The sequence below is a fragment of the Streptomyces sp. NPDC003720 genome (assembly GCF_042875075.1).
In the GTDB taxonomy this organism is placed as follows: domain Bacteria; phylum Actinomycetota; class Actinomycetes; order Streptomycetales; family Streptomycetaceae; genus Streptomyces.
In genome coordinates, this window is the sequence record NZ_JBIANZ010000001.1 from 227,392 (window position 1) to 253,233 (window position 25,842).

The 25,842-nt window shown below is 74.1% G+C and carries 22 protein-coding genes; 7 read left to right on the plus strand and 15 right to left on the minus strand.

Translation table 11 applies throughout. The annotated features are described in order from the left end of the window. Positions 1-245: 245 nt before the first annotated feature. The gene (locus ACFYU0_RS01130; RefSeq protein ID WP_351660392.1) at positions 246-638 is read right to left on the minus strand and encodes a DUF5997 family protein; all 393 of its coding nucleotides are present in this window, start codon (positions 636-638) and stop codon (positions 246-248) included. 58 nt (positions 639-696) lie between these two features. Here ACFYU0_RS01130 and ACFYU0_RS01135 point away from each other — a divergent pair, with 58 nt between their 5' ends. Continuing rightward, entirely contained in the window at positions 697-1,497 is an 801-nt protein-coding gene (locus ACFYU0_RS01135; RefSeq protein ID WP_389296894.1) for a LysR family substrate-binding domain-containing protein, read from the plus strand. A gap of 107 nt (positions 1,498-1,604) precedes the next feature. Here the strand turns inward: ACFYU0_RS01135 and ACFYU0_RS01140 are convergent, their stop codons facing one another. From ACFYU0_RS01140 to ACFYU0_RS01150, 3 genes are all read right to left on the minus strand, one after another. Continuing rightward, positions 1,605-3,107: an MFS transporter gene (locus ACFYU0_RS01140; protein ID WP_351660395.1), complete on the minus strand. Its 1,503-nt coding sequence runs from the start codon at positions 3,105-3,107 to the stop codon at positions 1,605-1,607. 76 nt (positions 3,108-3,183) lie between these two features. Beyond that, the gene (locus ACFYU0_RS01145; protein WP_389296897.1) at positions 3,184-3,879 is read right to left on the minus strand and encodes an HAD family hydrolase; all 696 of its coding nucleotides are present in this window, start codon (positions 3,877-3,879) and stop codon (positions 3,184-3,186) included. A gap of 20 nt (positions 3,880-3,899) precedes the next feature. Further along, on the minus strand, positions 3,900-4,376 hold the full coding sequence (locus ACFYU0_RS01150; protein WP_351660399.1) for an Lrp/AsnC family transcriptional regulator: 477 nt from the start codon (positions 4,374-4,376) through the stop codon (positions 3,900-3,902). Positions 4,377-4,644: 268 nt separating this feature from the next. Between ACFYU0_RS01150 and ACFYU0_RS01155 the strand changes: the two genes are divergently transcribed. Together ACFYU0_RS01155 and ACFYU0_RS01160 are read left to right on the plus strand one after the other, a co-directional pair. Continuing rightward, complete coding sequence (locus ACFYU0_RS01155) at positions 4,645-6,132, plus strand: FUSC family protein (protein WP_351660401.1); 1,488 nt, start codon at positions 4,645-4,647, stop codon at positions 6,130-6,132. Between the two features lie 84 nt (positions 6,133-6,216). After that, positions 6,217-7,245 (plus strand): lactonase family protein, encoded by a 1,029-nt coding sequence (locus tag ACFYU0_RS01160; protein WP_389296900.1) that lies wholly within the window; start codon positions 6,217-6,219, stop codon positions 7,243-7,245. Positions 7,246-7,332: 87 nt separating this feature from the next. Here ACFYU0_RS01160 and ACFYU0_RS01165 read toward each other — a convergent pair whose 3' ends face one another. The 4 genes from ACFYU0_RS01165 to ACFYU0_RS01180 all read right to left on the minus strand — a co-directional run bounded on the left by ACFYU0_RS01165 (position 7,333) and on the right by ACFYU0_RS01180 (position 11,284). After that, on the minus strand, positions 7,333-8,256 hold the full coding sequence (locus ACFYU0_RS01165; RefSeq protein WP_351660404.1) for a hypothetical protein: 924 nt from the start codon (positions 8,254-8,256) through the stop codon (positions 7,333-7,335). A 150-nt stretch (positions 8,257-8,406) separates the two neighbouring features. Beyond that, complete coding sequence (locus tag ACFYU0_RS01170; RefSeq protein ID WP_389296902.1) at positions 8,407-9,372, minus strand: N-acetylglucosamine kinase; 966 nt, start codon at positions 9,370-9,372, stop codon at positions 8,407-8,409. Then, positions 9,369-10,046 (minus strand): uracil-DNA glycosylase, encoded by a 678-nt coding sequence (locus ACFYU0_RS01175; RefSeq protein ID WP_389296904.1) that lies wholly within the window; start codon positions 10,044-10,046, stop codon positions 9,369-9,371. Before ACFYU0_RS01175 ends, ACFYU0_RS01170 begins: the two co-directional genes overlap by 4 nt. Before the next feature lie 152 nt (positions 10,047-10,198). Next, positions 10,199-11,284, minus strand: a complete 1,086-nt coding sequence (locus ACFYU0_RS01180; protein WP_389296906.1) for a WD40/YVTN/BNR-like repeat-containing protein — start codon at positions 11,282-11,284, stop codon at positions 10,199-10,201. 273 nt (positions 11,285-11,557) lie between these two features. Here ACFYU0_RS01180 and ACFYU0_RS01185 point away from each other — a divergent pair, with 273 nt between their 5' ends. Then, positions 11,558-12,145: a hypothetical protein gene (locus ACFYU0_RS01185; RefSeq protein WP_351660410.1), complete on the plus strand. Its 588-nt coding sequence runs from the start codon at positions 11,558-11,560 to the stop codon at positions 12,143-12,145. Between the two features lie 617 nt (positions 12,146-12,762). Here the strand turns inward: ACFYU0_RS01185 and ACFYU0_RS01190 are convergent. Both ACFYU0_RS01190 and ACFYU0_RS01195 read right to left on the minus strand, forming a co-directional pair. After that, positions 12,763-14,748 carry a HEAT repeat domain-containing protein gene (locus ACFYU0_RS01190; RefSeq protein WP_389296909.1) on the minus strand — a complete coding sequence of 662 codons (1,986 nt, stop codon included), beginning with the start codon at positions 14,746-14,748 and terminating at the stop codon, positions 12,763-12,765. A gap of 146 nt (positions 14,749-14,894) precedes the next feature. Beyond that, a complete protein-coding gene (locus tag ACFYU0_RS01195; protein ID WP_389296911.1) occupies positions 14,895-16,562 on the minus strand; it encodes a DNA alkylation response protein in 1,668 nt (555 codons plus the stop codon). A gap of 70 nt (positions 16,563-16,632) precedes the next feature. On the opposite strand from ACFYU0_RS01195, the gene ACFYU0_RS01200 reads away from it, so the two are divergent. Next, positions 16,633-17,391, plus strand: a complete 759-nt coding sequence (locus ACFYU0_RS01200) for a PaaX family transcriptional regulator C-terminal domain-containing protein (RefSeq protein ID WP_351660415.1) — start codon at positions 16,633-16,635, stop codon at positions 17,389-17,391. 66 nt (positions 17,392-17,457) lie between these two features. Here ACFYU0_RS01200 and ACFYU0_RS01205 read toward each other — a convergent pair whose 3' ends face one another. From ACFYU0_RS01205 to ACFYU0_RS01225, 5 genes are all read right to left on the minus strand, one after another. Beyond that, entirely contained in the window at positions 17,458-18,261 is an 804-nt protein-coding gene (locus tag ACFYU0_RS01205; RefSeq protein WP_389296913.1) for a pectate lyase, read from the minus strand. A 36-nt stretch (positions 18,262-18,297) separates the two neighbouring features. Continuing rightward, positions 18,298-19,254, minus strand: a complete 957-nt coding sequence (locus ACFYU0_RS01210) for a polysaccharide lyase family 1 protein (protein WP_389296914.1) — start codon at positions 19,252-19,254, stop codon at positions 18,298-18,300. 267 nt (positions 19,255-19,521) lie between these two features. Next, positions 19,522-20,985 carry a nucleobase:cation symporter-2 family protein gene (locus ACFYU0_RS01215; protein WP_389296915.1) on the minus strand — a complete coding sequence of 488 codons (1,464 nt, stop codon included), beginning with the start codon at positions 20,983-20,985 and terminating at the stop codon, positions 19,522-19,524. A gap of 129 nt (positions 20,986-21,114) precedes the next feature. Further along, on the minus strand, positions 21,115-22,455 hold the full coding sequence (locus ACFYU0_RS01220; RefSeq protein ID WP_389296916.1) for an FAD-dependent oxidoreductase: 1,341 nt from the start codon (positions 22,453-22,455) through the stop codon (positions 21,115-21,117). A gap of 368 nt (positions 22,456-22,823) precedes the next feature. After that, complete coding sequence (locus ACFYU0_RS01225) at positions 22,824-23,573, minus strand: TetR/AcrR family transcriptional regulator (RefSeq protein ID WP_389296917.1); 750 nt, start codon at positions 23,571-23,573, stop codon at positions 22,824-22,826. Between the two features lie 320 nt (positions 23,574-23,893). Between ACFYU0_RS01225 and ACFYU0_RS01230 the strand changes: the two genes are divergently transcribed. Together ACFYU0_RS01230 and ACFYU0_RS01235 are read left to right on the plus strand one after the other, a co-directional pair. Continuing rightward, positions 23,894-24,493, plus strand: coding sequence for an ArsR/SmtB family transcription factor (locus ACFYU0_RS01230; protein ID WP_389296919.1), 600 nt, complete (start codon positions 23,894-23,896; stop codon positions 24,491-24,493). Then, the gene (locus ACFYU0_RS01235) at positions 24,490-25,794 is read left to right on the plus strand and encodes an MFS transporter (protein ID WP_389296920.1); all 1,305 of its coding nucleotides are present in this window, start codon (positions 24,490-24,492) and stop codon (positions 25,792-25,794) included. Before ACFYU0_RS01230 ends, ACFYU0_RS01235 begins: the two co-directional genes overlap by 4 nt. Positions 25,795-25,842: the final 48 nt, after the last annotated feature.

Below are 25,842 nucleotides of genomic sequence, written 5' to 3' on the forward strand. Positions count from 1 at the left end.
GGCGCCGCGTACGTACTTGTACGCATACCCGCGCCCTCCCCGGATGCCGCACACTTCAACCCGGCGCGTCCGGCCTGCTCGGGCGAACGCCGGGCGGGCCGCCGGCGCGGGGGAACGGCGGCCCGCGCCCCTCCAGCCGTGGTGCGCCCCTCAGAAGCCCACCCTTCGCACGGGCAGTGATCGATCGGGCGCGACGGCAGGGCAGCCGACGACAACGCCCCCGGGGGCCGGGGGCGTCATTCGGGTCAGGCGTGCGGCGCTTCCTGTTCCTTCTTGAGGCTCTTCAGGCGTGCGCCCTCCTTGCGGACCTCGGCCTGGGTGGCCCGCTCCTTCTCCAGCCACTCGGGCCGCTCCTGCTTGAGCGCCTCGATCTGCTCGGTGGTCAGCGCCTCGGTGACGCCGGCGCGCGCGAGGCCGGAGATGGACACGCCGAGCTTCGCGGCGACCACCGGACGCGGGTGCGGACCGTCCGCTCGCAGCGCGCGCAGCCACTCGGGCGGGTTGGCCTGCAGCTCGTTCAGCTCGGCGCGCGTGACCACACCCTCCTGGAAGTCGGCGGGGGTGGCGGGGAGGTACACACCCAGCTTCTTCGCCGCGGTCGCGGGCTTCATCGTCTGGGTGCTCTGCTGCGAACTCATGAGGTCAAGGGTATCGGCCGGGTGCGGGACGGCCGACCACGGCCGGTAGCCTGGCCTGGTGACAGGCTCGGATGAATCACCGTCGTTCCGGCTCGCGTACGTTCCCGGAGTGACGCCGGCCAAGTGGGTGCGGATCTGGCAGGAGCGCCGGCCCGGCGTCCCGCTCGACCTCCTGCAGGTCCCCGCCCCCGAGGCGCCCGGGCTGCTGCGCGCCGGAGAGGCGGACGCGGCCTTCGTACGGCTGCCGGTCGACCGTTCGTTCTTCAGCGCGATCCCCCTCTACACCGAGACCACGGTGGTCGTCGTGCCCAAGGACCACCTCATCACGGCGGCCGACGAGGTGACCCTGGCCGACCTCGCCGACGAGGTCGTGTTCCATCCCCTCGACGACGTCTTCGACTGGGCCGCCCCGCCGGGCGAGCCCGCCTTCGAGCGTCCCGCGACGACACCCGACGCCATCGAACTGGTCGCGGCCGGCGTCGGTCTGCTGATCGTCCCGCAGTCCCTGGCCCGGCTGTACCACCGCAGGGACCTCACTTACCGGCCCGTCACCGACGCGCCCCAGTCGAGCATCGCCCTGTCCTGGCCCGAGGAGGCGACCACCGACCTGGTGGAGGACTTCATCGGGATCGTCCGCGGCCGCACCGTCAACAGCTCGCGGGGCCGTACGACGGAGAAGGCCGAGGCGGAGCAGCGGCGCGGGCGGGCCCAGCAGGGCGGCGGCCGTGCGAAGCCGGCGGCCGGGAAGTCGACCGGTTCGAAGCCGGCGAGTCGTACCGCGCGGGGCCGCACCGGCGCCGGGGGCGGCGGGAAGGCGGGCAAACCGGCCAAACGGGGCAAGCCGCGCCGCAAGTCGTAGTCGGCCGTCCTTCCGTGTCCTCTGCGCCGGCGCCGGGGTGCAGCGGCGCGCGGGCTCAGAACTCGGAGCGCGCGGGCTGAGGGCCGGGAACGAGCGGCGCAGGCTGCTCAGGACCCCGGCCGCACCGGTGCCTCGGCACCGCCCTCCGCGGAGCCGCGCCGGACCCCCTCCGCGGCCCGTGCCGGTTCGGGGCGCGTCTGGCGCTCGCGCAGGTCCGCCACCGCCAGCGCCAGCGCGATCACGATGAGCCCGACCGCGGTGAGCAGCCCGAGCTGAATGGCCGTGACGGAGTACCCGGGGCCCGCCTGGTGCGCGAAGTACACCGCGCCCACCACGGCGATGCCGGCCGCCGAACCGACCCGTTGGCCCGTCTGGAGGACACCGCCGGCCGCGCCGGCCCGGTGCACGGGGACCCGGGTGAGGGTGAGGGTCGTGTTGGGGGAGACCGTCAGACCGGAGCCGATCCCGCCGATCAGCAGTGGCAGCGCGGTCGCCCAGCCGACGTTCCGCCCGGGCACCAGCTCCACCGCCGCGACCACGCCGAGCAGCCCCAGCGCCACCCCGCTCAGCCCGATGACGACCAGTCTGCGGCCGAAGCGCACCACCAGCCGGCCTCCCGCGGCCGCGCCGACCGCCGAGGCAGCAGCGAACGGCAGCACCGTCAGGCCCGCGGCCAGGGCGCTGTAGCCGACCGTGTTCTGGAGGAACAGGGTGTAGACGAAGAAGACGGTGGTGAAGCCGGCGAAGTAGGTGAGGCTGATCAGGGCGCCGAGCGTGAAGGACCGCAGCGAGAACAGGGCCAGGTCGACCAGCGGGGCCCGCCCGCGTCGCCCCTGGCGTCTCTCCCAGGCCCAGAACGCGGCCAGCAGCAGCGCCGCCACCGGCAGCAGCGCCCACTTCAGCCGCCCGGTCCACTGCTGCTCCTGCACCAGCGGCAGCATCAGCGCGAGCACGCCGGAGCCGAGGAGCAGCACTCCGAACAGGTCGAACGTCTCCCGCTTGTCGGCGGCGACCGGGAAGCGGGGGAGCAGCCTCAGCCCGGCGGCGAAGGCGGCCACCCCGATGGGCAGGTTGACGAAGAACACCCAGCGCCAGCCGTCGGCGGTGCCGACGGCGTCGATCAGTACGCCGCCCGCCAGCGGCCCCACCGCCGTCGAGACCCCGATGACGCTGCCGAGCAGACCGAAGGCCTTGGCCCGCTCGGAGCCCTGGAACATCTGCTGGATCAGCCCCGACGTCTGGGGCGCGACCATGCCCGCGGCGGTGCCCTGGATCAGCCGGAACACCACCAGCCAGGACGGTCCGGGAGCGAGCCCGCACGCCGCCGAGGCCAGCGTGAACAGGGCCAGCCCGAACAGGAAGGCCTGCCGTCGGCCGCGCATGTCGCCCAGCCGGCCCGCCGGGACGAGCGCGAGCCCGAAGGTCAGGGCGTATCCGGAGACCACCCAGGACTGGGCCGCCTCGGAGGCGCCCAGTCCGTGCTCCATCGAGGGCAGTGCCACGTTCACGATCGAGGTGTCGAGCAGCGAGATGAACCCCGCCGTCAGACAGACCGCGAGCGCCTTCCACCGCCGGTCGTCGGGGGTGGGCCCTGCCTGGACTGTGGTCATGCGATCACGCTAAGCAGCCGTTCGGCCGGGCGCACTCCGGGAGCGCCACCGCGCGGCTCGTGAGATCCCGTCCGGGTCAGCGGGAGCCGGCCGCGTCCATGAGCCACGCGTACGCCGACTGCGCCGTGAACTCGGCCTGGCCGCCCCGCACCAGCAGGTCCGCCGTGGCGAACTCGGGCGCGTCCGCCTGCGCCGCCACGTACGGGACGGCGATGCAGCGCATCCCGGCCGCGTGCGCGGCCGCCGCGCCCGGCGCGGCGTCCTCGACCACCACGCAGCCGGCCGGATCCACGCCGAGCCGGCGGGCAGCCTCGAGGAAGACGTCGGGGGCGGGTTTGCCGCGGGGCACCTCGTCGGCCGAGACGACGGTGCGCAGCTGGGCGTCGAGGCCGGTGCCGGCGAGGATCGCCTTGATCGCTTCCAGGGAGGAGCCGGAGGCCACCGCGATCGGAACGCCCTCGGCGGCCAGCAGCTCCACGAACTTCCGCATCTCCGGGTACGCGCGCGTGCCGGTGCGGGCCAGTTCCAGATAGCGCCGGTTCGTCGCCTCGAACAGCTCCTCCACCGAGGCGCTCAGGGCGTAGCGCTCCCGCCAGAGGGCGACGCTGTCCAGGGTGCTGACACCGACATAGCTCTCGTGCTCCGTCCAGGTGAAGTCCGGGACGCCGTGCTCGGCCAGGGTCAGCCGGCCCGCCTCGTAGTAGTTCGGCTCGCTGTCCACCAGCGTTCCGTCCAGGTCGAAGACGACCGCAAGGGTGCCGGGCTCGCTCATGCCGTCCAGCATGCCCGGCGTCAGGCGCGGTCCGCCCGTCCGACCGACTCCACCAGGGGGAGCAGCCGGTACGGCACACGCTCGCGCAGGGCCACCTCGGTGCGGGTGCGCACCACGCCCGGCAGGCTGATCAGCTTCTGGATCACGTCCTCCAGATGGGCGTTGTCCCGCCCCACCACCCGGGCCAGCAGGTCGCCGCCGCCCGTGATCGAGAACGCCTCGACGATCTCCGGCACGGCGGCGAGCGCGTCCCCCACGTCGTCCAGGTGGCCCTGGGTCACCTCGATGTGCACGAAGGCCAGCACCGGGTGGCCCAGCGCGGCGGGGGACAGCGAGGGGCCCGTACCGGTGATGACGCCGTCGCGCTCCATGCGGTCCAGACGGGCCTGGAGGGTGCCCCGGGCCACGCCGAGGATGCGGGCGTACTCGCGCACGCTGGTGCGCGGCTGCTCCAGCAGCAGCCGCAGGATGCGGGTGTCGAGTGCGTCCACGCTCATGATGCACGACTGTACCAATGGCTCACCGGTGAGGTGGCCGTCCAGGCCGCCCGACCTGGTCCGTTGGTGTTCCGGGGGCCTGCCCGCACCGGCGGATCGCTGGGCCATTGGATCAGTGATGAGGGCAACACTTGAGCCACTGACCTCGGTGATGGTCTCATGGAGACGTCGATGGCGCTGCGGACCCCCGCGGCGCCTTTTCTGTGCCGGTGTGCCGTCCGGCGTGCCAGGTGTTCCGGGCGTCCCGGGGCGCCGAAGGAGGGGATCAGTGCTGAAGAGGGTGTTCGTCGCCGCGGACCCGGGGCGGGCGCGGCTGCGCTTCGCCGCGCGGGCCGTGCTCGGCATCGGGCTCGCGGTCGTCGTGTGCGGGGCGGCTGGGCAGTCCCTGGCGGGCGCGGTCACCGGTGGCCTCGCCGCGCTGCTCGCCCTGTTCACCGTCGCCGACGCCACCGTGCGCGGACAGGCGGTCACCACCGCCCTGCTGCCCGCCGTCGGCCTGCCCGTGCTCGCCGCCGCGGCCGAGTTGCACGACTTCCCCGTGGCGCGGGACCTGGTGTTCCTCGCCGTGGTCGGCGCCGGCGTGTACGCCCGCCGCTGGGGCCCGCGCGGCCACAGCCTCGGCGTCTTTGCCTTCATGACCTTCTTCATGGCCCAGTTCCTGCACACCACGCCCGGACAGCTCCCCGCGCTGTACGCCGCCGTCCTGCTGTCCGTGCTCAGCGCGGCCGCCGTGCGCTTCGGCCTGTGGTGCTACGAGCGCCGGCTGCCCCCGGCCGCGGTGCCCGCGCCGCCCGCCGGCGCCGGCCTGGCCCGGGTGACCACACGACAGGCCGTGCAGGCGACCGCGGGCGCGGGCTTCGCCCTGGTCGCCGGGCAGCTCATGTCCGGACAGCGCTGGTACTGGGCGGTGGGCGCCACCTGGTGGGTCTTCGTGAACACCGCCTCGCGCGGCGAGACACTGGTCCGCGGCTTCCGGCGGGTCCTCGGCACCGTCATCGGCATCGGCCTGGGCTTCCTGGTCGCCGTGCCGGTGCACGGAGCGGCCGTGCCCACCGCCGTCCTGGTGGCGGTCGCCGTCTTCGGCATCTTCTACACGGCCGCCGTCTCCTACACCTGGATGATGCTCTGGGTGACCGTGCTCGCCGCCTCGCTGTACGGCCTTCTCGGCGTCCTCAGCCCCGGCCTGCTCGCCCTGCGGCTGGCCGAGACCGGTGTCGGCGCCCTCGGCGCCGCGCTCGCCGTCCTCTTCGTGCTGCCCGTGACCACGCACGCCACCACCGACGCCTGGATCCAGCGCGCCCTGCGCTGCGTGCACGCCTGCACCGCCGAGGCCGCCGCACGGCTCGCCGGATCGGCGGTCGACCCGGCGCCGCGCGTGGCCGAACTGGAACAGCTCCTCGGCCGGGTTCGGCTCTCGGTCGCCCCGCTCGTGCACCCGCTGAACCCGATGCTCGGCCGCAAGCGGCGCGCGCGGCGGGTGCTCGCCCTGCTCGACGACTGCGCCCGCGAGATCCGCGGACTGGTCGCGGTCGCCGCCGACCCCGAGGCCTCCCACGACGCCCGCCTGGCGGCCGCCTGCTGGCGGGTGGAGGCCGCGGTCGAGGCGCTCACCGACGGCGGCCTCGAGCAGGTCCACCGGCCCGCCGAGGCCCCGGCCGAGCCCGCCCTGGCCCACCTGCACGGCCTGGAGCGGGCGCTCGCCGAGCTGGCCGAGCCGCTACGGGCGCCCTCCGGCTCACGCCTCGTCGGCGCCTGAGAGGAAACGCCCCCTGTTGGTCTAGACCGACGGTGACCGACTGCTACCGTCGGCACCACTGGCGCGGACCGAGAGGGGACAGCGGTGGCAGCAGTCGGCAGGCGGCACAGGGCGTTCATCGGGTCGTTCACGGCGGCCGGCGGCCCCGGACTGGTCACCGCGGAGGTTCGCCCGGACACCGGAGCGCTCGCCCTCACCGGCCGCCTCGGCACCGTGCCCGACCCCTCCTACCTGGCGCTCTCCCCGGACGGCGACATGCTCTACGCGGTCAGCGAGACCGCCGAGGGAGCCGTCGCCGCGTACCGCGTCGGCGGGGACAAGCCGGAACCCGTCGGGCCGCCCGTTCCCGTCGGGGGCGGGCCCACCCACCTCACCCTGCACGCCGGCCACGTGCTGACCGCCGACTACGGCTCGGGCAGCGTCACCGCCGTACCGCTGCGCCCCGACGGCAGCCTCGCCGCGGCGCCCTCCGGGGTGCTGCGGCACACCGGCTCCGGCCCGCACGAGCGCCGCCAGCGCGGCCCGCACGCCCACCAGGTGCAGCCCGCCCCCGGCGGCCGGTGGATCGTGAGCGTCGACCTCGGCACGGACTCGGTACGGGTGTGCACCCTCGACGGGGGCGTGCCGGCGCTGCACCGCGAGATCGCGCTGCGCCCCGGCTCGGGCCCCCGCCACCTGGCCTTCCACCCGGACGGCGAGCACGCCTACGTGCTCAACGAGCTCACCCCGACGGTCACCGTGTGCCTCTGGGACGCGGACGGCGGCTCCCTGAAGCCGCTGGCCGAGGTCCCGGTGCTGCCGGGCGCCCCGGCGGGCGACGCCTACCCCTCGGGCATCGTGGTCTCGCCGGACGGCCGCTTCGTGTGGACCGCGACCCGCGGAGAGGACGTCCTGTCCGTGCTCGCCGTCCAGGGCGACGCCCTCAGGCTGGCGGGGACGGTGCCGTGCGGCGGGCACTGGCCCCGCGCGCTGGCCGAGCACGACGGCTTCCTCTACTGCGCCAACGAGCGCTCCGGAGACGTGACCTGGTTCGACGTCCGGGAGCGCACGAGACTTCCCCGCTACGACGGCTGTGTCGAGGTCGTCGCGGCCGCGTGCGTCGTCTTCGGCTGAACGGGCGCTCGCGCGGTCCCGCCGCATGCCGAAGGGCCCGCTCCGGTGACGGAGCGGGCCCTTGTGCCGTACGGGGGTGCCGTCGCGTCAGCGGACCGGCGTGCCCTGCTGCTGCGGCGAGGCGATGCCGAGCGCGGTCGTGTACTTGGCGAGGGCGAGCTTGCCGATCGCCGGGTAGGCGCCGAGCGCCTCCGCGGTGGCGCAGCCGGCCTCCTCGGCGGCCGCGGCCAGCAGCGCCGAGTCGATCTCGGGGCCGATCAGGTACGGCGCGAGGGCGAGCTGCTGGGAACCGGAGGAACGCAGCTCCGCGGCGACCGAGGTGATCGCGCCCTCCTGGTCGAGCGCCGCCGCCATGACCGGGACGGCCAGGCGCGCGGCGAGCAGCATGCCGGTGATGCCGGCCGCCTGCACGGCCTCCTCGCCGCCCACCGAGGCCAGAATGATGCCGTCGGCGGCCGTGGCCACGGTGAACAGCCGGGCGCGGTCGGCGCGGGCCAGGCCCGCCTCGGACAGCCGCACGTGCAGCGCCTCGGCGAGCAGCGGGTGCGGACCGAGGACGTCGGTCAGCTCGGCGGCGATCCGGCTGTCCATCACGGCCTGGCGGACCTGGCGCAGCAGCGCGCTGTCCGGACCGGCCAGCAGCGGGACGACGACGGCGACCGGGCCGTCGGGCTCCTTGACGTCGGCACCGGCGGCGCGGGCCTGCTCGAAGCGCGCGGTCCGCTCCTCGGCGGCGCCGGTCAGCACCGAGCGCAGGCTGGGGAACTCGGCGTCGTCCCCGTCCAGGTAACCGATGCGGGCGTCCAGGCCGGGCAGCTCGGAGCGGGCGATGCTCACGACCTCCTCGGCGAGGCCGCGCGAGGCGGCGCTGGGCACGCCGGGCACCGCGAGGACGAGCGCGGGCGCGCCCTCGGGAGCCACCAGCGGTTCCGGTCGGCGGTGCCTTCCGGGCTGGCGGGGTCGCGGCATTCGTACTGGCAGGCCGGACGCGGGCCCAGTGGGGGAGCTCATGGCGCCGCATGTTACTAACTCTTTGGGCTCCCCTGTTCGGGGAGGGTGCAGGTGAGCGGTATCCGTCCGCTTTTGTCTGATGAGTTACGCCCGTTTGGCATGTGTTTCGGGCACGTGCCGGGCAGACGGAACGAACAGCAGGCGATCCGCTTATGTGCGGACGATATGAAGCATGGCCGATTCACCCGGAAGGGTGAGCCGTTCGGCCGCCAGCTCGCCCGCGATCCGCACGCAGCCGTGCAGCGGGTCGCCCTCGGCCGGGACCAGCCGGGCCCGCGGCAGCCGGTCGGCGAACTCCTCGCGCACCGGTACGAGGAGCGGGTCGCCCATGTTGAAGAGGCCACCGGTGAGTGCCACTTCGGCCGCCCCGGAAGCCGGGCAGACGGCCGCCGCGGACTCGGCGACGGCGCGGGCCGCCGCGCGCAGGATGCCGGCGGCCACCGGGTCGTGCGGGGCGCAGGCCGCGACCCGCGGCGCGAACGAGGCGAGCAGCGCCGGGCGGTCGGAGCGTGGGTAGAGCAGCCCGGGCAGTCCGGGCAGCGGGCCGAACTGTTCCTCGGCGCCGGCCCGCAGCGCCGCGGAACCTCCGTCGCGGCCGTCGTGCGCGCGCAGCGCCGCCTCCAGACCGGCCCGCCCGATCCAGGCCCCGCCGCCACAGTCGCCCAGCAGATGTCCCCAGCCGTCAGCCCGGTGCCAGCGGCGCAGATCGGTGCCGATCGCGATCAGACCGGTGCCGGCGGCGACCACCGCACCCGGCCGAGGTCCCAGGGCGCCCACATAAGCCGTCACGGCGTCGGCGGCGAGCGCCACGGCCCGCACGCCCAGTTCGCGGACGAGCAGGCCCGGCAGCTCGGCGCGCAGGGCGTCGCCCAGGGTGGCGAACCCGGCGGCGCCGACGACGGCCGTGCTCAGCTCGTCGAGCCCGGCCCGTGCGGTCAGCTCCCGGGCCAGCGGCAGGAGTTGCGCCATGAGGTGCGCGGGATCGATGCCCCGGGCACCGGTACGCACCGGCTCCCGCGACTCCCCCCGGGCCGACGGCGGCCGCCCCGGCACCCCGACGGCGACCCGGAGGCCGGAACCCCCGGAGTCCACGGCCAGGAAACCGGCGGCGGTCACGGCAGACGCCAGTCCACCGGCTGTCCGCCCTGCTCGATCAACAGGTCGTTGGCACGGCTGAACGGACGCGACCCGAAGAACCCGCGGTCGGCCGACATGGGCGACGGGTGCGCCGACTCCACGGCCGGCAGCCGCCCCAGCAGCGGACGCAGGTTGCGGGCGTCCCGCCCCCACAGGATCGACACCAGCGGCTTGCCGCGCCCGGCCAGGGCCCGGATCGCCTGCTCGGTGACCTCCTCCCAGCCCTTGCCGCGATGGGCGGCCGGACTGCGCGGTGCGGTGGTGAGCGCCCTGTTGAGCAGCAGCACGCCCTGCTGCGTCCAGGGTGTGAGGTCACCGGTGGACGGCTGGGGCAGTCCCAGGTCGCTGTTCAGCTCGCGGAAGATGTTGACCAGGCTCGGCGGCAGCGGACGCACCTCGGGTGCGACCGAGAACGAGAGCCCGACCGCGTGTCCCGGGGTCGGATAGGGGTCCTGACCGACGATCAGGATCCGTACGTCGTCGAAAGGTTGCTGGAAGGCGCGCAGGACGTTGGGCCCGGCGGGGAGGTAGGTGCGTCCCGCGGCGATCTCCGCGCGCAGGAAGTCGCCCATCGCGGCGACGCGTCCGGCGACGGGTTCCAGGGCCTTCGCCCAGCCCGGTTCGACGATTTCATGCAGGGGTCGTGGTGCCACGGGCGTCACCCTACTGCCGGGCACCGGTCGGCGATCAAGCCGCGACCGGGTCCGGCGGGCCGGCGGCCGCCCCGCCGGCCGCCGCCCCCGCACTCCGCCCCCGCACTCCGCCCCCGCACTCCGCCCCCGCACTCCGCACGGGGCGGACCGTGTCAGCCGATCACGGCCGCCCGTACGCAGAGCACGTCCGGCAGATGGGAGGCCAGTTGCCGCCAGGAGTCGCCGTCGTCGGCCGAGGCGAACACCTCGCCGTTGCGGTTGCCGAAGTAGACCCCGGCCGGATCGGCGTCGTCCGTGCAGAGCGCGTCGCGCAGCACGGTGCCGTAGTGGTCCTCGGACGGCAGCCCCTTCGACAGCGGCTCCCAGCTCTCACCCGCGTCGGCCGTACGGAAGACCCGGCAGCGGCGCTCGGCCGGCACCCGGTCGGCGTCGGCGTTGATCGGGAAGACGTACGCCGTCCCGCCCCGGTGCGGATGGGCGGCCACCGCGAAGCCGAACGTCGACGGCAGCCCCGCACCGATGTCGGTCCACTTCCCGCCCGCGTCGTCGCTGCGGTACACACCCCAGTGGTTCTGCAGGTACAGCCGGTCCGGGTCGGCCGCGTCGCGCGCGACCTTGTGCACGCACTGGCCGAACTCCGGGTCGGGATCCGGCAGGAACACCGCGGACACACCGGAGTTGGACGGCGCCCAGCTCGAACCGCCGTCCTGGGTGCGGAACACCCCGGCGGTGGACACGGCCACGGTCACCGCCCGCGGGTCGCGCGCGTCGGTGAGCACCGTGTGCAGCCCCTCGCCGCCACCGCCCGGCACCCACCGGGAACGGGTCGGGTGCTCCCACAGCGGGCGCACCAGCTCGAAGCTCTCCCCGCGGTCCTCCGAGCGGTACAGCGCGGCCGGTTCGGTCCCCGCGTACACCACGCCCGGCTCGGCGGCGGCCGGGTGGAGCTGCCAGACCCGCTCCAGGGAGGCGCCGGTGTCCTTGGGGAACTTGACGGCGGGCCGGGCCGGTTCGGTCCAGGTGCGGCCCAGGTCGTCGGAGTGGAACACCGAGGGACCCCAGTGCGCGCTGTCGCCGCCCGCCAGCAGCCGGGGGCGGTCCCCCCGGGTGTCGATGGCGACCGAGTAGACCGCCTGCGCGTTGAAGTAGGGAGTCTCGTCGAACTCCCAGCCGCCACCTCGCCTCCGCCCGATGAACAGGCCCTTTCGGGTACCCACGGCGAGCAGGACCTCGGTCATGCCGGTCACCTCCGGGACATCGTCGTCCAGGTAGTCGTCAGATACCGGCCAGTCTGCACCCCACCACTGACAGTCACCCCTGGACACCGTGTCGTCGCAGGTCACAGCGGTGAGGTCGGCCCGTCGCGCGGACCGGCGCCGATGCGTTGCGTCATGCGCCTGCGCGGAGGGGGGCTCTCGTGCGACCGTCGGGGAGACGGTTCGTCGTGAGCAACGGGGCGGCCGCGCCCGTATGGGAGTGCGGTCCGGCCTGTCGGTGCGCTCGTGAGGAGGATGCCTTTGAAGGCGTTCCGTGGTCCCAAGGTGTGGCTGTGGCGCTGGCGGCGCAATCCGCTGCGACGCCGGGCCGACGTACTGGAGGCCTGGGTGGTGCTCGCCGCCTGGCTGCTGACCGTCCTGGCGGGGGTGTCGGCCGGACTCGCCGCCGCCCGATCGGTGGACGACGGCCTGGCCCGGGAACGCGCCGCCTGGCGACCGGCCGTGGCCCGCGTCGTCGCCAAGGCCCCCGGAAGGTCCGCCTCCGAGACCTCCGGCGCCGAGCGGGTCTGGGCGGAGGTGCGCTGGACCGCCGCCGACGGCTCGGCGCACACCGGCCAGGCGCGGGTCGCGCCGGGCAGCGCGGCCGGCAGCCCGGTCACCGTGTGGACCGACCCGCGGGGTCACCTCGTCAGCCGCCCGGCCACCGCCTCCGAGGCAGCCTTCCGCGCCGTCCTCATGGGCGGCCTGGTCGGGCTGAGCGCCGCCGCCGTCCCCTTCGTCGGAGGACTCGCCCTCCGCGGCCGGCTGGAACGCCGCCGCATGGACGACTGGGACGCGGAGTGGGCCCGACTGGGTCCGCAGTGGGGACGGAAGACGTGGTGACGCCCTCGACCGCACCAAAACACGGCCGGGAACGCCCGGGGGCCCCGCACCCCACGCCGACCCACTGACGGGCTCCCGGCGCCTCGCAGGACGTGCCGCCCGCGAGGCCCGGGTGTCCTGCGGGTTGAGCCGCCCACGGGGCCCGGGTGTCCTGCGGGTGGAGCCGCCCACGGGGCCCCGGGTGTCCCGCGGGTGGAGCCGGCCCACAGGGCCCGGGCGTAGCGCTCATCGCGGTCGGCTCACGGGCTCGCGGGCTTCCGGCGTCCCGCCGTCGCGGCCGACCGACAGCCCTTCGGCGTTCGCACGTAGGAAGCCAACTCGGGCGCGCCGCACGTCCCGGCGGCCGACGAGAACTTGGTGTCCGGCACGCTCCGTCGGCCGAGGAACCCCGGCGTTCGGCACCTTTCGTCGGCCCAGCACTCCCTGGGACCCCGCGCTGACCCTGCCTCAGAGCCCGGCAGGGCACGTCGGCCCGAAGCCCCCGATGCTCCGCACCCCACGTCGACCCACTGAAGGCTTCTCGAGCCCCGGACAACGCACCGGCCCAGGGCCCCGCCCTCCCGCATGGGCCGGAAGGGTTCACGAGGACTTGACCTGCCGCATGGGCCGCACGGGGTTCACAAGGACCTGGTCTGGCGGGCCAGTACCTCCTCGCAGAGGCCGCGCAGGGTCTCGTCCTCGGCGATCGCACGGCCGCCGTGGCCGCCGGTGCGTGCCGTGTGGCGTCGTGGGGCGGTCAGTTCCGCGCTCACCAGGTCCCGCAGCGGCATGCCCGCCGGGCCCATCGCGGCGAGGCACCGGGCGATCGGGCCGCGGGCGCCGGGACTCTCCGACCAGGCGGCCCGGAGCACCGGCAGCACGGGTTCGGGGTCCCGGCCCACGTGCCACAGCGCGCACGCGGCGTGGGTGCGCAGCCCGGCCTGCCCGGATGCCGCCGCACGGCGGAGCTCCGGCAGGGCCGGACGAGCCGCGGGGCCGAGCCTGGCCAACTGCCGTGCGGCCAGCCGGCGGACCCCTGGCTCGCCCTGTCTCAGCTCCCGTACCAGCACGGGGAGCACGGCCGGGGCGTCGCCGTCGGCCGACCACAGCGCGCCCGCCGCCGCGGCCGCGTGCCGTGTGTGCAGCAGTGCGCGCAGGACCGGTGCCGCCCGGCCGGCGGCGCCGAGGGCGTCCAGTGTCGCGACGGTCTGTCCGGCGATCTTGTCCCGGACCCCGAGGCCGTCCGGGGCCCCGTTCAGCAGCCGCAGCACCTCCGGCACCGCGTCCACGTCCCCGATGGCCCCGAGCGCCGTCAGCAGCGGTGCCGCCCGGGTGTCCGCGGCCGGTGAGTCCAGCGGAATCCACCCCAGTCGGTGCCGCAGGGCGGGAGCGAGGGGAGCGGCGGCCGGGCCCAGATGCGCGATCTCGTCCCCCAGGCCCCCGGGCACCACCGGACCGGCCAGCACCTGGGCCAGCACCGGCACGGCCCGCGGATCACCGCTGCGGGCGAGTGCCTTGAGCGCGCCGCCCACGGTGGGGGAGCCGCGCTCCCAGCGGTGGGTCCACAGATCGGGCCGGGAGGCCACCAGCGCGTGCAGGTCGTCCGCCGCGGGAGCGGCCAGGCCGAACAGCTCCGACAGGACGGAGACCGCCGCGTCCCGCAACCACTCCTCCTCCGAGCCCAGTTGACCGCCGACCAGGGCCACCGGCCGGGCGAAGTCGGCCCGCCAGCCGCGGAACAGCACCGCCGCCATCCATACGGCGTTGCCCCGGTCGACCGGGTCGGGACTGGTCAACTGCCCGCCCAGCAGGTCGATCCGGTCGCCGGTCCGATCGCCGAGCGCGGTGTGCAGCGTGCGCAGCAGCCGGGCGCCCTCCTCGTCCGAAGGGCGCAGCCGCCGTAATCGGCCCACCAGGGTGTCGTTGGCGGAGCGGTCCGGGACGCGGGCACGGCGGGCGGACCGCTCCCGCAGCAACCGGACGGCCGTCGGCACCAGGTCGCCGGGGAGCCTGCCCGGGGCGCCGAGCGCCAGCTGGCCGAGCGCCGCGAGACGCAGCCCGGGGTCGTGCGGCGGAGCGCTCTGCGCCACCAGCAGGTCCACCGCGTCGGCCCGCGCCGGGTACCGGCGCACGAACACACCGACGGCCTCGGTGAGGGCGAGCAGCACCCGGCCGTCCCGCTCGACGGGTATCCGCTGCCGCAACAGCTCCAGCACGCGCCCCGGGTCGTCGACGAACCGGACCATCGCGCCGGCCGCCGCCCGCCGTACCCCCGGGTCCGGATCCCCGAGCAGCGACACGAAGACCTCGCCGTCCGCCCGGACCGCCTCGCGCGCCCGTGCGTCCCCGCTCTCCGCCCCTATGCTGACCAGCAGTTCCACGATGCAGCCCCGCTCCGGCACCGCCTCGCGGGCGGCGAGCGAGAACAGGAAGGGAACGCAGGCGAGCGTCGAGTCGTACACGTTCCCCTCGTGGTGCACCGTGCCGTACATGCCGTCCAGCGCGGTCTGCCGCTCGGCGGCGTCCGTGGACGCCAGTCCGCGCAGCCACCCGGGCACCTCCCGTGCGCTCCCGTGCGCGTGCCGCAGCGAGGCCCAGTCGACCTCGTCGATCCCGGTGAACACGATCCCCTCCCCCAGACGAGTGGCACCTGATCGCGAGTCTGCACCACGGCACCGACAACGAAGCGCGAGCACGCGCTGACTGTGTGCGATCCGTCGGCTGTCACCGGCCACGGCGGGGAGCCCGTGACCCCGGGCCCGGGCGGGGCTCAGCCCACGTCGGGCAGGGCCCGCTCCAGGATCGCGTCCAGGCCGGTTCCGGCGGGCAGCGTGCCGAACGAGTGCCCCCAGTCGCCGCCCAGCCGGGTCGCGCAGAAGGCGTCCGCCACCGGGTGCGGGGCGTACCGGACCAGCAGGGACGCCTGCAGCGCGAGCGCCATCCGCTCGACCAGCCGGCGGGCGCCCACCTGCCCGGTCTCGGCCAACTGCGCCCGCAGTCCGGCCACCGCGGCGTCAAGCCGGGCGTCCGCCCCGTGCGCGAGGGCGAGTTCGCCGAACAGGGCCTCGGCGGTGTCCGGTTCCCGCCCCAGGGCGCGCAGCACGTCGAGCGCGTTGACGTTGCCCGAGCCCTCCCAGATGGACAGCAGCGGGGCCTCCCGGTAGTGGCGGGGCATCCCCGACTCCTCGACGTACCCGTTGCCGCCCAGGCACTCCAGGGCCTCCGCGGTGAACGCGGGACCCCGCTTGGTGACCCAGTACTTGCCGACGGCGGTGGCGATCCGCCGGAAGGCCCGCTCCCCGGCGTCCCCGCGCACGGCCCGGTCCGCGGCGCCGGCCAGCCGCAGGGTGAGCGTGGTCGCCGCCTCCGACTCCAGCGCGAGGTCGGCCAGGACGTTGCGCATCAGCGGCTGGTCGATCAGCCGGGCGCCGAACGCGCTGCGATGGCGCGCGTGATGGCCCGCCTCGACGAGTGTCTTGCGCATCAGGGTGGCCGAGGACATCACGCAGTCCAGCCGGGTGCAGTTGACCATCTCGATGATCGTCTTCACCCCCCGGCCCTCCGGCCCGACCAGCCAGGCCACCGTCCGGTCGAACTCCGGCTCGGAGGAGGCGTTGGACCGGTTGCCGAGCTTGTCCTTCAGGCGCTGGATGCGGAACGTGTTCCGGCTGCCGTCCGGCAGCACGCGCGGCACCAGGAAGCACGACAGACCGCCCGGCGCCTGCGCGAGCACCAGGAAGACGTCGCACATGGGCGCCGAGGTGAACCACTTGTGCCCGCGCAGCGTGTAGACGCCCGCCTCCGCGGTGGGCGTCGCCACGGTGGTGTTGGTGCGGACGTCGGAACCGCCCTGCTTCTCGGTCATGCCCATCCCGGCGAGCAGCCCGGGCTTCCCGGTGGGGACGCGCAGCTCGGGGTCGTACTCGCGGCTGGTCAGCAGCGGCTCGTAGACCTTGGCGAGGTCCGGCTGGGCGCGCAGCGCGGGCACGGCGGCGTACGTCATCGAGGTCGGGCAGCCGTGCCCGGCCTCCGTGTGCCCCCACACCAGGCCGCCCGCCGTGCGGGCCACGTGGGCGCCGGTGCGGTCGTCCGCCCAGGGAGCGCCGGCCAGGCCCTCGGCGACCGCCGTGCGCATCAGGTGGTGCCAGCTGGGGTGGAACTCGACCTCGTCGACCCGGTGGCCGTAGCGGTCGTGGGTGCGCAGCCGCGGCTCGTGCAGGTTGGCCAGCTCGCCCCACTCCTGTGCCTCCGCGCTTCCGGCCTGCCGCCCCAGCCGTCTCAGGCCGTCCTCGGCCCAGCCGGCGCCCTCCCGGCGCAGGCCCTCCAGGAGCGCCCGGTCCTCCGAGGCGTCGTACGGAGCGAGGGGCGGGGCCTGGTTGGTGACGTCGTGGGTGGCGTACTGCTGCTGAGGCTGCGGCTGCGCGGATGTCGAGACCATGAAGCCATGTTGCACTCTCGGTGCGGCTGTAGCAATGATGCAACAAGAAGTCTCCGTACAGTGTGTGCCCATGCGCATGAACGTGTCAGCCGAACCGGGCGGAGCCACGCTGCGGCCGCTGTCCGCGCGGTCGGTCGTGCTCAGCCTGCTTCTGGGGGCGCACCCGCCCGAGCTGCCGGTGAAAGACCTGGTCGGTCTGGTGGAGCCGTTCGGCGTGGGCGGCTCCACGCTGCGGGCGGCGCTCAGCCGCATGGTGGCGGCGGGCGACCTCCGGCGTACGGACGCCGTCTACCGGCTCAGCGACCGGCTGCTGGCCCGTCAGCGCCGTCAGGACGAGGCGCTGCGCCCTCGCACGCGCGCGTGGCACGGCGACTGGGAGATGCTGGTGATCACGGCGACGGGACGCGGTCCCGCGGAGCGGGCCGATCTGCGCACCCGTCTGACCGCCCTGCGACTGGCCGAACTCCGCGAGGGCGTGTGGCTGCGCCCGGCCAACCTGGACCGGCCGCTGCCCGACGGCCTCACGCGCGTGACGCTGTCGTACACCGCGAGCCCCGACGGTGACCCGCGGGATCTGGCCGCCCGGCTGTGGCCCCTGGAGGAGTGGGCCGCCACGGCGCGCGCCCTGCTCGCCCACGCGACCGCGGCCCGCCGGCCGGCCGACCGCCTCACCGCCTTCGCGGCCGCCGTGCGCCACCTGCTCGCCGACCCCGTCCTGCCGGCCGGCCTGCTGCCAGCCGACTGGCCGGGAGAGGCTTTGCGCGCCGCGTACGCGGACTACCAGCGGGAACTGTCCGCCCTGCTGGGATCGCGGGGGCGTGCGCGGTAGGCCCGCGCCCGTACGTGCGAAGCCGCCGCCCCGGCGGGACGGCGGCTCCTCACACCCTGCGGGCGCTCACTTGTAGGTGATGTCCGAGGACGAGTACCTGCAGTAGGTGCCGTCGGCGCCCGAGCCGTTCGTCGACGGCTCCTTGCCCGTGTTGTTGCCGATGTACTTCTGGCACGGGACGATCTTCTTGCCGCTGTCCCCGACGATCGTGATGTTCTTCAGGGTCGCGCTGTCGCCGTAGTTGGTGTTGATGCCGACGAGCTTGCTGCCCTTGTACGTCGCTTCGACGTAGTTCAGGTTGACCGTGCGCTTGTACTGCGTCTTGCAGTTCCCGCACGAGCGGGCGAAGGTGCCGAAGTTCCGCACGGCGAAGTTCGAGACGTTCAGCGTCCCGGCGCCGTTGAACTGGAACACCTTGTCGCTGGCCTCCTTGGCTCCGCCGCCGGTGACGCTGTAGACGTTGGAGGACGAGGAGCCGAGGAACGTGGCCGCGTCCTCGCCGACGTCCTCCCACCAGACGTTCTGCAGCGTGCAGCTGCCCAGGCAGTGGATGCCGTCCGCGGCCGGCGAGCCGATGACGACGTTCTTGACCACCGCGCCGGGCGCGAGTTCCAGGATGGGCCCCTGGTCCTCGTCCTGGCCGCCGGTGCCGAGGTCCCCGGAACCGTACAGGCGCTTCATCCCGTAGTCCTTGGTGCCGGATACCGAGATGGTGGACGTCACCGCCTGACTGCCGTTGGCCGAGGGCCAGGCCGCGGCGTCCGCCGTCGGCCCGCTAGTCATGATCATGCCAAGCGACAGGCCGAGAGCGGCGAGTCCGCCGAGCAGCGCGCGGCCCGATCCCGTGCGCGTGAGTGCCGTTGAGCTCATGTCCCGATTGCCTTCCTGCGAGTGGGGGGAGGGTGGTCAGATCCGTCCGGCGCCGGCGCCGGCCGTCACCGAGGCGGCGACCCCGGACGCGGGCTCGGCGGTGTAGCCGTACGGCGGGCTGGTGAAGGTGCCGGTCCGGGAGATCTCGGTCGCGGCTCCGCCGAGGTCGTTGCCGCGCAGGTTGGCGTAACCGTCCACGTCGCTGTCCCGGCTGGTGGTGACGGCGACGGCGGTGTCGCGGAAGACGTTGTTCTCGACCAGCATCTGGGCGCCCATCCGCGAGTGCACGGCGGTCTCGGCGCCGATGACGTAGTTGTCGTAGAAGTGCCCGGTGCCGAAACGCAGGCTGGGAATGCGGGAGTTGACGTTGTCGAACCAGTTGTGGTGGTACGTCACCCGCAGGTGTCCGGTGTCCTCGCTCGCGTTGCTGTCGCTGTGGCCCACGAGCGAGCCCTTGTAGTGGTCCTTGAAGGTGTTCCAGGAGACGGTCACGTAGTCGGAGCCGTGGGTGATGTCGACCAGGCCGTCGTAGTAGTCCTTGCCGTGATCGCGGTCCGAGGACAGGGTGTTGTGGTCGATCCACACCTTCGTCGAGGCCTGCACGGTGATCGCGTCGGTCTTGACGGCCTTGCTGAGGTTGAGGTTGCGGACGACGACGTTGGTGACCTTCTTCAGGCGCAGTCCGCCGCCGGTGAATCCGGAGGACGAACCGACGCCAAGGACCGTGGTGTTGGAACCGATGTCGATCTGACCGCTCAGCGAGATCAGCCCGTTCACCTTCACGACCTTGGCCGAACCGCCGGCGACGGCCGCCTTGAAGGCGTCGGGCGTGGAGACGGTCACCGCCGTGGCGCCGCCGCCGCCCGTGGTGCCGGCGCCGAAGCCGATGGGTGCGGTGTCGGCCGCGCCGGCCGCCTGGGGCAGTGCGAGCACGGCCGTGGCCGCGAGGGCGACGGCGGCCGTCGCCGCTCCGGTGAGGTGTCGCTTGCGCATGCGGGTGCGTCCCTTCGAGTGGGGGTCGGTTTGTGTACGTGAATGACGTACGCCATGTGGAACGCGCATGGGTGCTCTCGTGGCTGTCGGGCCGCAACTGCCGGGCCGGACGGTCACGTTGATGAACGGGAACGTATGGGGTAAGCGCTTTCTGGTCAACGCCTCCGGTGGTCGTTTTTCGGTCACCTGGACGTCTGCCGGGAGCCGTGCCGAGTTCGACGGGAAGTGACCCGGGCGGCGGTGTGGGCCGCCGCCCGGGTCACGGACTCACGCCGTGCCGAGGGCCGTGCGCCCGGCCCCCTCCTCGCCGCCTTCGGCCGGCGGCGAGCCGCCCTCGGTCCCCGCTCCGGCCCCGGCGCCCCGCCCGGCGTCGGCCCCGGCACCGGCGCCGGCCTCCGCTCCGGCCCCGGCCGCCGCCGAGCCGGAGCGGCCCGGCAGGTGGTTGAAGAGCAGGTTCAGGACGACCGCCGTCAGGCACCCCGCGCTGATGCCGCTGTTCATCACCGTCTGGAACCAGTCCGGGAACTTCGCGTAGACCGTCGGCACACCCACCGGCAGCATGCCGACCGCCACCGAGACGGCCACCACGGTCAGGTTGTCGTTGCCCCTGAAGTCGACGCGGGCCAGCGTGCGCAGACCGCTCGCCGCGACGCTGCCGAACATCACCAGGCCCGCCCCGCCGAGCACCGGCGCCGGAATCGCCGCGACCACCGCTCCCAGCTTGGGAAGCAGACCGAGCAGCACGAGCATGCCGCCGGCCGCCGCGACCACCCACCGGCTGCGCACCCGGGTCATCCCGACCAGCCCCACGTTCTGCGCGTACGCCGTGTACGGAAAGGTGTTGAAGACGCCGCCGAGCACGGTCGAGAGGCCGTCCGCGCGCAGCCCGTCGGCCAGGGAGCGCGGCTCCACCCGCCGCTCCGTCAGCTCACCCACCGCGATCAGGTCGCCGGTCGTCTCCGTCATCGTCACCATCGCCACCACCAGCATCGACACGATCGCCGACGCCCTGAACTCCGGTGCCCCGAAGTGGAACGGGGTGCTGATGCCCACCCAGTCCGAGTCGCCGACGCCGCCGAAGTCGGTGAACCCGAGGGGCACGGCCACCGCCAGGCCGACGACGATCCCGATGAGGACGGCGATGCGGCTCAGGAACGGGGGCGCGAAGCGCTGCACGCCCAGCACCACCGCGAGTACGAAGGCCGCCAGTGCCAGGTTCCGCGGCTCTCCGAAGTCCTTCGCGCCGGCGCCGCCCGCCGCCCAGTTGCCCGCGACCGGGAGCAGCGAGAGGCCGATGATCAGGATCACGGTGCCCGTGACCAGCGGCGGGAAGAAGCGCAGCAGCCGGCCGAAGACCGGCGCGAGCAGCATGATCGCCAGACCCGCGACGATCACCGAGCCGTAGACGGCGGGCAGTCCGCCGCCCGTCGTGCCGATGAGGACCATCGGCGACACGGCAGCGAACGTACAGCCCTGCATGATCGGCAGCCGCACACCGAACCGCCAGAAGCCGACGCACTGGATCAGTGTGGCGATGCCGCACACCAGGAGGTCGGCGGTGATCAGATAGGCCAGGTCGGCCGGCGACAGCTTCATCGCGCCGCCCACGATCAGGGGCACCGCTACGGCGCCCGCGTACATCGCGAGCACGTGCTGGAGGCCGAAGGCGGCGAGCTGCCGCGCCGGCGGCACCTCGTCGACGGGGTGTATCTCTGCTGCGGTCGTGGACATGGGGACTCCAGAGCGGCGGGTGGGGGAGTGGCATCCGGACAGCACGAGACCGTAAGGGCCTTGAACAGTTTGTTGATTTCTGCGGTGTTGCCGGTGTGTGTCATGCCCCCCGGGGCGCCGTCGACTCCGCTACCCGGTGCGGGCCGCCGTCAGCAGGGCGTCCCAGTCGGCCAGTTTCACCACGCCCCGCCCCAGTCGCGCGCCCAGCTCGGCCTCGGCGCGCTCGATGGCGAGCCAGCCGGTCCACGGCACCGGCTCGACCCCGGCCGCCCGCAGCACCGGCAGCGGATCGTCGGGCGTCCGGTCGCGCACGAGCGCTGGGGCGTCAGTGAGCAGGGAGGTCACCGTCTCCTTGGCGCAGGGCCGGTTGGTGCCGATGACCCCCGTCGGGCCGCGTTTGATCCATCCGGCGACGTACTCGCCCGCTGAGGTGGCGCCCTCGCGCAGCACGCGCCCCTGCCGGTTCGGCACGGTGCCGCTCGCCGCGTCGAACGGCAGCCCCTCCAGCGGCACTCCGCGGTAGCCGACCGACCGCAGCACCAGCTGGGCCGCCACCGTCTCGAAGCGGCCCGTGCCCGTCACGCCCCCGTGGCCGTCCGGCGAGGTCCGTTCGAAGCGCACGGCGCCCACCCGGCCGTCCCGCGCGAGCAGTTCCACCGGCCGCAGAAAGAACCGCAGGCGGATCCGGCGGTCGGCCCCGCCGGGCCGGCCCGCCGCCCAGCCGCGCAGCGCCTCCACGTTGCGCCGCTGTACGGCCGGCAGTGCCGCCGGGTCGGCGCAGCCGGGGTCCAGCGCCAGTTCGTCCGCGTCCACCGACACCTCGGTGCCGGGCAGGCCGCCCAGCTCGCGCAGCTCCTTGGTGGTGAAACGGGCCTGCGAGGGGCCGCGCCGGCCGACCATGTGCACCTCGGCGACCCCGCTCGCCGCCAGCGCGTCCAGCGCCGCCTGCGGCATGTCCGTCGGGCGCAGCTCGCCGGGGCCGCGCGCCAGCATCCGTGTGACGTCCACGGCCACGTTGCCCACCCCGATGACCACGGCCGACCGCACCCCGCGCACGAACCCGGCGTCGGCCGCGTCCGGATGGGCGCTGTACCAGGACACGAACTCGGTCGCCGACCAGCTCCCCGGCAGCTCCTCGCCGGGGATGCCCAGCCGGCGGTCCGCCGCGGCGCCCACGCAGTACACGACCGCGTCGTACAGCTCGCGCAGCCGCTCCACGGGCAGGCCGCCCGGGCCGCCCACCCGGACTCCGCCGAGGAACCGCACCCGGTCGTGCTCCAGGACCGCGCGCAGGCTGCCCTGCAGGGACTTGATCTTCTCGTGGTCCGGGGCGACGCCGTACCGCACCAGGCCGTAGGGGCACGGCAGCCGGTCCAGCACGTCCACCCGGACCTCGGGATCGAGCTGGACCAGGTTCTGGGCGGTGTAGCACCCGCTCGGCCCGGAACCGACGACGGCGACACGCAGCACGGCGATACTCCCTGCCCCGAAGGAGAAAAGTGTGCGGACGGCTCCAGCATGGCACCACCCGGTCCGGGGCGGCAGAGGCCGGGAGAGTGACCTGGGCACCGGCCCGCGTACGCACCGCCTCCGGGTGCCGCCGACACCGCTGCTACGGGGCGTGGCTCGACCGTCCTCCCAGGTGCCGTCCGCTCGGTCTGCTACGGGGGTGCGGCCTACTGGACGGGCTTCTCAGGTTGCGTCCGCTCGGTCTGCTACGGGGGTGCGGCCTACTGGACGGGCTTCTCAGGTTGCGTCCGCTCGGTCTGCTACGGGGGTGCGGCCTACTGGACCGGCTTCTCAGGTTGCCTCCGCTCGGTCTGCTACCGAGGTGCGGCCTACTGGACCGGCTTCTCCGGTGCCGTCCGCTCGGTCCGCCCCCGGCGCGTGCCCTGCTCGGCGGGTTTCCCGGGCACCGCCGGCCCGGGCCGCTCCCCGGTCGCGAAGAAGCGTGACAGGTCCTGGCACGGGGCCGCCGCCGCGGCGTCCGGACCGCTGCCCGGGGGCGTGCCCAGCTCCCAGCCGAGCCGGTACCGCCTGAACAGCTCGGCCCGCAGCGTCGGGACCGGCATCGGCACCCCGGGCACCAGCGCCGCGAACACCGCGCCCATGAGCGTGGCCCGCAGCATCGGGTAGTCGGCCGTCACATCCGCCGAGCCGTGCCGGGAGACCGTGTCGCTCAGCAGCTCGGACAGCCGCCGCTGCTCCGGGCACTGCACGAAGCCCTCGGCCTGGAGCAGGCCGGCCATGTGCTGGCGCATGAGCACCGGGTGGTCGTGGGCGAGGCCCAGTATCGCGTCGATGGCGCGGGCGAGGCGTTCGCCGCCGTCCTCCGTCCGCGGCTCCCGCTCCAGTGCCTCCTCCAGCGTGCGGTGCATCAGCCGGTGCACTGCCGACTGGACGAGCTGGCGCTTGCCCGGGAAGTAGTACGACACCAGCCCGCGCGCCGAGCCCGCCCGGTCCGCGATGTCGGCCAGCGTGGTGGCCTCGAACCCGTGCTCGTCGACCAGTTCGACCGCGGCCTGCAGAAGCCGCTCCCGGGAACGCCGCCGCAACTCTTCATTGACCGAGGCGCTGCGCGGGGACATCCTGTAACTCCTGCGTTGACTGGCTGCCAGCCAACTATACTCGGACGCAGGGGCTCCGCCGTGCGCGGAGTCCGTTCAGAGCTGCCGTCCGTCTGGGGCGACACGGGGGATCGTCTCAGGCGGACGGCGTTTGTCTGACAGGGCGGGGTCGCATCCTGCGCCTTGCCCCCTTTCGGAGTGAATCGCCGCCGCCGTCGAGGCCGGCCGCCGACCGGGCGACGCCCCCGGTGGACTTCCACAGGACCAGTCTCAGTCGACTCATCTCCGTTTCCATGTATGAGAGTTGACTCTCACACATCGTGAGAGAACACTCTCAGGTCATGGACCGAGACAATCGCCTGGGCGATCTCGAGATAACCGACCCGAAAGCCATGCGGGCGCTGGCGCACCCCGTACGGCTCGCCATCCTCGAACGCCTCCAACGGCACGGCCCGGCGACGGCCACGCAGCTGTCACCGCACGTCGGAGCGACTCCGTCGGTGACGAGTTGGCATCTGCGCCATCTGGCGGGCTTCGCACTCGTCCGCGACGCCGAGGCCGGCACGGACCGCCGGGAGCGACGGTGGGAAGCCGCTGCCCGGGGCTTCCGGTTCGAGATACCCGAGGACGCGGAAGGCGAGTCGGCCGCGCGTGTGCTGTCCCGGGAGATGTTCGTCCGCTCCGCCGACCTGCCGCTCAGGTGGATCGCCGAGACCGAACCCGGACTGGATCCGAAGTGGCGCAGGCTCGCCGGGCTGGCCAACACCCGCGTGATGGTGTCCGCCGAAGAACTGGCGGCCATCGAGGACGCGATCGAGAGCGTCCTCGCCCCCTACGTGATGCGCGACCCGGAGGAGCGGCCGGGCGACGCCCGCGGTGTCCGGTTCCTGCGCTACCACCTTCCGGAAGGCGCCGACGAGCAGACCGGCGAAAACGCATGAGCCTCCCGCCGCCGTCGCTGTGGCGGGACCGGCGGTTCGTCCGCTTCTGGGCGGGACAGTCGGTGTCCCAGTTCGGTGACCGCATCTCCGAACTGGCGTTACCCCTGATCGCCGTGGGGGCTCTCCACGCCTCGGCCAACGAGGTCGCGTGGCTGACCGCGCTCGCCTGGGCGCCGAACCTCCTCGCCATCGTGCTGGGCGCCTGGGTCGATCGCAGAGCGCGCAAGCGCCGCCTGATGGTCCTCGCCGACCTGGCTCGCGCCTGCCTGCTGCTCACCCTGCCGACCGCATACCTGGCCGGCGGTGTGACGCTCGTCCAGCTCTACGCGGTCGCGCTGCTGACCGGAGCCGCAGGGGTGCTGTTCAACACGGCCTACCCACCCTTCTTCGCGCACCTCGTGCCGCGCTCGTCCTACGTCGACGCCAACAGCAAGCTCAGCGCCAGCCGGTCCGCCTCCTACGTCGCGGGCCCCGCCCTCGGCGGGGCGCTCGTCCAGGCCGTCACCGCGCCCGTCGCCGTGATCGCGGACGCCCTGACCTACCTGGTCTCGGCCGCCCTCGTGGGACCGATCAAGGTGGACGAACCCGGGGCCGCCGGCGGTGAGCAGGCGAACTCCTCCCTGCTGCGCCGTGCCGGGGAAGGACTGGCGTTCATCGTCCGTCACCCCGTACTGCGAGCGAGTCTCGGCTGCGCGACGACCGTCAACTTCTTCACCTTCCTGACGGGCACCGGTCTGACCGTGCTGTTCGCCGACCGCGTGCTCGGTCTGTCCGCAGGGGTCATCGGCCTGGCTTTCGGGATCGGATCAACCGGGGCTCTCCTGGGCGCGGTGATCGCCCCGGCGGTCGCGCGCCGGATCGGCCTGGGGCGAAGCGTCGCGGTCGGCGCGGTGCTGTTCCCGGCCCCCCTCGCCGTGGCCGCCGCAGCCGGCGGTCCCCCGTGGGCCCGGGCGGGGACGCTGGGTCTCGCGGAATTCCTCGCCGGGATCGGCGTCATGCTGTTCGACGTCAATCTCAACTCCCTGCAGACCGCGGTCATACCGGACGGCATGCGCAGTCGCGTGGCCGGCGCCTTCAGCACGGTCAACTACGGCATCCGCCCCGTCGGCGCCCTCGTCGGAGGCGTGCTGGCCACCGCCGTCGGGCTCAGGACGACCCTGGTCACGGCCGCCGTGGGAGGAGCGCTGTCGCTGCTGTGGCTGCTCCCCTCACCGATACCGCGCATTCGCTCCCTGGCCCGCCTCGGACCCCACCTCGCCGGCGACAGCGCCGGGACGGACGGTCGGCCGGCGCCGGGATGACCGCGGGCGGACGCCGTCGGCGGCGGTCCGCAGCGCGGCGGCCCGGCC